This window comes from Nitrospirillum amazonense (assembly GCF_007828045.1).
Taxonomy (GTDB): domain Bacteria; phylum Pseudomonadota; class Alphaproteobacteria; order Azospirillales; family Azospirillaceae; genus Nitrospirillum; species Nitrospirillum amazonense_C.
Genome location: NZ_VITN01000058.1, coordinates 1 through 4,414, shown reverse-complemented (window position 1 = coordinate 4,414; position 4,414 = coordinate 1). Strand labels below are relative to the sequence as shown.

Annotated in this window: 3 protein-coding genes, 1 tRNA gene and 1 pseudogene; 3 read left to right on the top strand and 2 right to left on the bottom strand. The window is 62.2% G+C overall.

What is annotated here, in order from left to right:
• Positions 1-18 precede the first annotated feature (18 nt).
• A tRNA-Glu gene (locus FBZ89_RS30465) sits at positions 19-94 on the top strand.
• A gap of 82 nt (positions 95-176) precedes the next feature.
• The gene (locus FBZ89_RS30460; RefSeq protein WP_145754846.1) at positions 177-1,283 is read left to right on the top strand and encodes an integrase; all 1,107 of its coding nucleotides are present in this window, start codon (positions 177-179) and stop codon (positions 1,281-1,283) included.
• Positions 1,284-1,648: 365 nt separating this feature from the next.
• Here FBZ89_RS30460 and FBZ89_RS30455 read toward each other — a convergent pair.
• Both FBZ89_RS30455 and FBZ89_RS30450 read right to left on the bottom strand, forming a co-directional pair.
• Positions 1,649-2,223: pseudogene (locus FBZ89_RS30455) on the bottom strand (IS630 family transposase); the annotation flags it as partial.
• Positions 2,224-2,479: 256 nt separating this feature from the next.
• Entirely contained in the window at positions 2,480-3,220 is a 741-nt protein-coding gene (locus tag FBZ89_RS30450; RefSeq protein WP_145754845.1) for an SDR family oxidoreductase, read from the bottom strand.
• A gap of 130 nt (positions 3,221-3,350) precedes the next feature.
• On the opposite strand from FBZ89_RS30450, the gene FBZ89_RS30445 reads away from it, so the two are divergent.
• A complete protein-coding gene (locus FBZ89_RS30445; RefSeq protein ID WP_246173113.1) occupies positions 3,351-4,274 on the top strand; it encodes a LysR family transcriptional regulator in 924 nt (307 codons plus the stop codon).
• Positions 4,275-4,414 lie beyond the last annotated feature (140 nt).

Genomic DNA, 4,414 nt, shown 5'->3' with positions numbered 1-4,414 from the left:
CCGCCCTCACACGGCCTCGTCCCCTTCGTCTAGAGGCCTAGGACACCGCCCTCTCACGGCGGTAACAGGGGTTCGAATCCCCTAGGGGACGCCACTCTTCCAGCGCTTTAGCTGGATTTTGCGGGACAATTTGGGGACACTGGCTTCGCGGAACACGGCGAATAAGTGCCTCGGCCATGGCCACCATCCTCCCTCGGACGAATCGCGAAGGCCAAGTCATCGGCTACCAGGCCAAGGTCCGCCGTCTCGGCCACAAGCCTGTTTCCAAGACTTTCGAGAAGCGCCGGGACGCCGAACGCTGGGCCAAGTCCATCGAGACCGACATGGACCGGCGCGTCTTCCAGGATTACAGCCAGGCCGACGAGACCACCCTGGGCGCCCTCCTCCGCCGCTACCGCGAGGCCATCACCCCGAAGAAGCGGGGCGCCGAGCAGGAAGCCGGCCACTTCCAGGTGATCGAGGATGACGAGATCTGCCTGCGCCGCCTCAGCGGCCTCACCCCGCAGGACATCGCGAGCTTCCGCGACCGGATGCTGGCCGCCGACTACGCCCCCGCCACGGTCGTGCGCCGCATGAACCTCATCGCCACCGCCATTGGGCACGGACGCCGGGAATGGAGCATCCACATGCCGTCCAATCCCGCCGAAGCCAAGTTGACCGCTCGCCCCAAGGGGGCGGATCGCAAGCGTGAGCGGCGCCTGGTCCCCGAGCGGACCGAGATCGTCCTCGCATTCGACCCCGATCAACAGATCGACATCGAGGTGCATGTCCGCGTGCCCAGTGAAGAGGAGCGGTTGATAGCCGGGCTGGCGGCAAACAAGCATGGCCGCTGGCTCGTTCCCATGGCGCAGCTCGCCCTGGAGACCGCGGCCCGCCAGGGCGAGATCTGCGCCCTCACCTGGGAAGACATCGACCTGAAGAAACGGGTCATGACGGTGCGCGGCCTCTCCGGCGACGGCTCCAAGAACGGCGAGGTCAGGCGAGTGCCGCTCTCCACTGCCGCCATCGCCGCCCTCAGGTCATTCCCCACGTTCGAGGAAGGCACCGGCCCTGTCGTCGCTGAAGACCAGGCGTTGCTCAAGGTGACCTTCGGGCGGGTGGTGGATCGCCTAGGCATCAAGGATCTCACCTTCCACGACCTCAGGCACGAGGCCACCAGCCGCCTCGCGAAAATCTATCCCAACCCCTTGGAGCTGATGCGGATCACCGGCCACAAGTCGCTGGCCACGCTGGCACGGTACTATCACGCCGACGCCGAGGAGCTGGCGCAACGGCTGGCGTGAGCCGATGCCGCCTCCAGATGATGGAAGACGTAAAACGGCTGTTTTCCCGAGGAAAACGAGCGTTTTTCTGGCGAGAATGGGCGTTTTCCAAGGAATTCCCCGCAAACACACCAGATGCACCGCTCGGACCGCACACAGCGCAGACGAGTTGCTGGCGGCGTTCAGCGCCTATGACTGTGAACCGGTGCCGAAAGGGAGCCCTGAGCTTGCTCGCGCTCAACAGCCTGACAGATCAGCAGAAATTGTATCGAGGGCAGGGTCCCGATCGGCTCCGGTCAGGCCCCTGCCCTTTTTGCCACTTTCTTCAGCCGTTTCAGTATATTGCCTTGCTTTTCCCCAGAGGCCCACTTCGATGCCGGTTCACAGTCATGGCGCAGGGCGGCCAGGAAGGTCATGGTGTTCCAATGGCCGAAGGGTGCCTTTCCGGGCAGCCGCTCCCCGCGGGGCCCCCATCCCCGTAGCGGCGCCATGTTGGTCTTGGTCCAGGTTTCGTCGATAAAGACCAGGCGGGACGGATCGACGGATGACTGATGCTTCACCCACTGAGCCCGTCGACGGGCGACGTCTGGGCGGTCTTGCTCGCTGGCGACCAGTGTCTTTTTTTATAAGTCAGCCCCTGGCCGCGCACGAACTCCCACACCGACCGGTAATCAACCTTCAGCCCGCGTTCCCCCAATTCCGCAATCAGGACGGCAAGCGTGAATGGGCGTTCCTGGCAGCGCGCCACAAGCCACGTGTGATGGTCGCCCGATATCTTTTTCGGCTTATGGCCGCCCATTTGACCTGGCGCCACGCTACCCGTTTCATCAACACGCTTCATCCATCCGATCGCTACGCTGTAGCTCACGCCAAAGCGGGCCGCGGCTTGGCGCCGAGACATCCCTCCTTGGATCGCTGCTACAACCCGTTCACGGAGATCCATCGAATACGGACGGCCCATATGCACTGCCTCCATCTGAAGATGGAACACAGTGAATCAGACGGAACACAAAATGGGAATCCCCTCAGCGACTCTGCTTAATTTCATAACGCTCTATCTCCGCGTGCCTCGCATTCTTCGAGGCTTTCGCCGCTCAGCATGCAGGCGCGCGTGACTTCCGACGCATCGCTTTTTGGTTGGAACGGCAAGGGTAACCAGCGGCGGCCAGTTACCCCGTTTGCAGGGCCGGACCTACGCTCGAATTGCCATGGAATAGTCAGCCCAGATGCCAACCGCCATCCACATCGATCACGGAGCCGGTCACATAGTGGTTGGCGATCACAAAGGCGATGGCCTCCGCGCTCTCTTCCGGCTGCCCGACGCGGCGCAGCGGCAGTTTTCCCGCGAATGATGCGAAGTGTTCCGCCTTCTTGTCTGCGGGCATGCTATCCCAAAATTCCGTGCTGGTCATGCCGGGGGAAACGAGATTGACCCTGCGCGGTGCCAATTCACGGGCAAGGCTGCGGGTGGCGCCTTCCAGCCCGGCATTGACTGCCGCAATGCCCACCGAGCCCGACAGGGAGGCGCGGGCAGCGGTGCCGCCGATAAAGGTGATCGAGCCCGAAGCGGCCAGATGGGGCAGCACGCCTTGCACCGCATTGAGATAGCCGACCAGCTTCATGCTCAGCGCCTGCTCAAGCATCTTGGCCGTCAGCGTCTGGAAAGGCCCCCAGGCCGCCTCCGAACTGCCGCAAAGGACCAGGTGATCAACAGGTCCGACGTGGCCAAGGGCGTCGCGCGCGGCATCATGAGCTTTCAGATCGAGGATAAAGCCATCGAAGTGCCCCACAGGGTTGCCGGTGTGCAAGCGAGACAGAGCCTCATCAACGCTGGCCTGGCTACGGCCGGTGAGGGTGACGTGGTGGTTTTCCGCGCCAAGCCGGCGCGCCAGGGCAAAGCCGATGCCTTTGGTCGCGCCGAGCAGCAGGATACGTTGCGGTTGTTGGGGGAATGACATGTGAGGTCCTTTCCAGTGTGATGGCCCTCACAATGACGAGCTTGAGATGTAGTGATAATATCTTCAATCGTTGCTTCACTCACAACCTGACATATCTCCTCCAATGGATTCCACCCAACGCGTGCGCGCCATGCTGTCCTTCGTTCAGGCGGCGGATCGCGGCTCTTTTGCGGCGGCGGCGCGGCATCTTGGCGTCTCCCCTGCCGCAGTTGGCAAAAACATCGCCGGTCTCGAAACCGCACTGGAGGTTCGGCTGATCAACCGGACGACCCGTTCCCTGCAACTGACCGAGGAAGGGCAGCTTTTCCTTCTCAAGGCCCGTGAGGCGATCGATGCGCTCGATGCCGCCGTGGATATGGTGACCACCCAGCGCACCCAACCGGTCGGAAAGGTCAAAATCTCGACCAGCAACGGCTTCGGTCGCCATTTTCTGTTGCCGCTGCTGCCTCGGCTGATCGCGCTTTATCCCGGCATTACCCCTGAGATCGATTTCGACGATCATCAGGTCGACATCGTCAGAAGCGGTTTTGATCTGGCCCTGCGCGGCGGGATGATCGAGGATTCCGCCCTTGTCGCACGGAAAATTCACACGATGCAGATGGTTCTGGTCGCTTCCCCGACCTATCTGACCGCGCATGGCATACCCCGACATGTGGCGGACCTGGCGGATCATCGCCTGATCGCGGTGCGTTTTCTGGGAGGTCGCACATCCAGTTGGGACATTGGCGATGGCGAGACCCGAGCGTGTCTGCCTCATCCTGCGGCTTTGACACTTTCTGATCCGGAAGCGGCGATGATCGCCGCAGCCGATGGTCTGGGGATTGCTCAGGTCGGCCTGCATTATGCCTGGCCACTGATCCGCGAGGGGCGTCTGCAGATTCTGCTGGCGGACCAGTTGCGCTCCGCCTCAAGGGAAATGGTGCTGCTTTACCCGCATCGCGCGCTGATTGCGGCCCGGGTGCGCGCCACCATCGATTTTCTTATGCAGGAATTCGGCAAGATCGAGTCTCTACATGTCCGGGCTGCGGACCTGGCCGCTTATCGCTGCGAATAGGGTCGGCTCAAGAGCAGCGCCCTGCAATTGGCGAGATTCGGCCAGCCTGAACTGATGGTGTGGATGCCCCTTTCCCCGGTTTCGGCGGATATCAGGCTATGATGTCTGCTGGACATCGTTATGGAGGGCGCCATGACCAC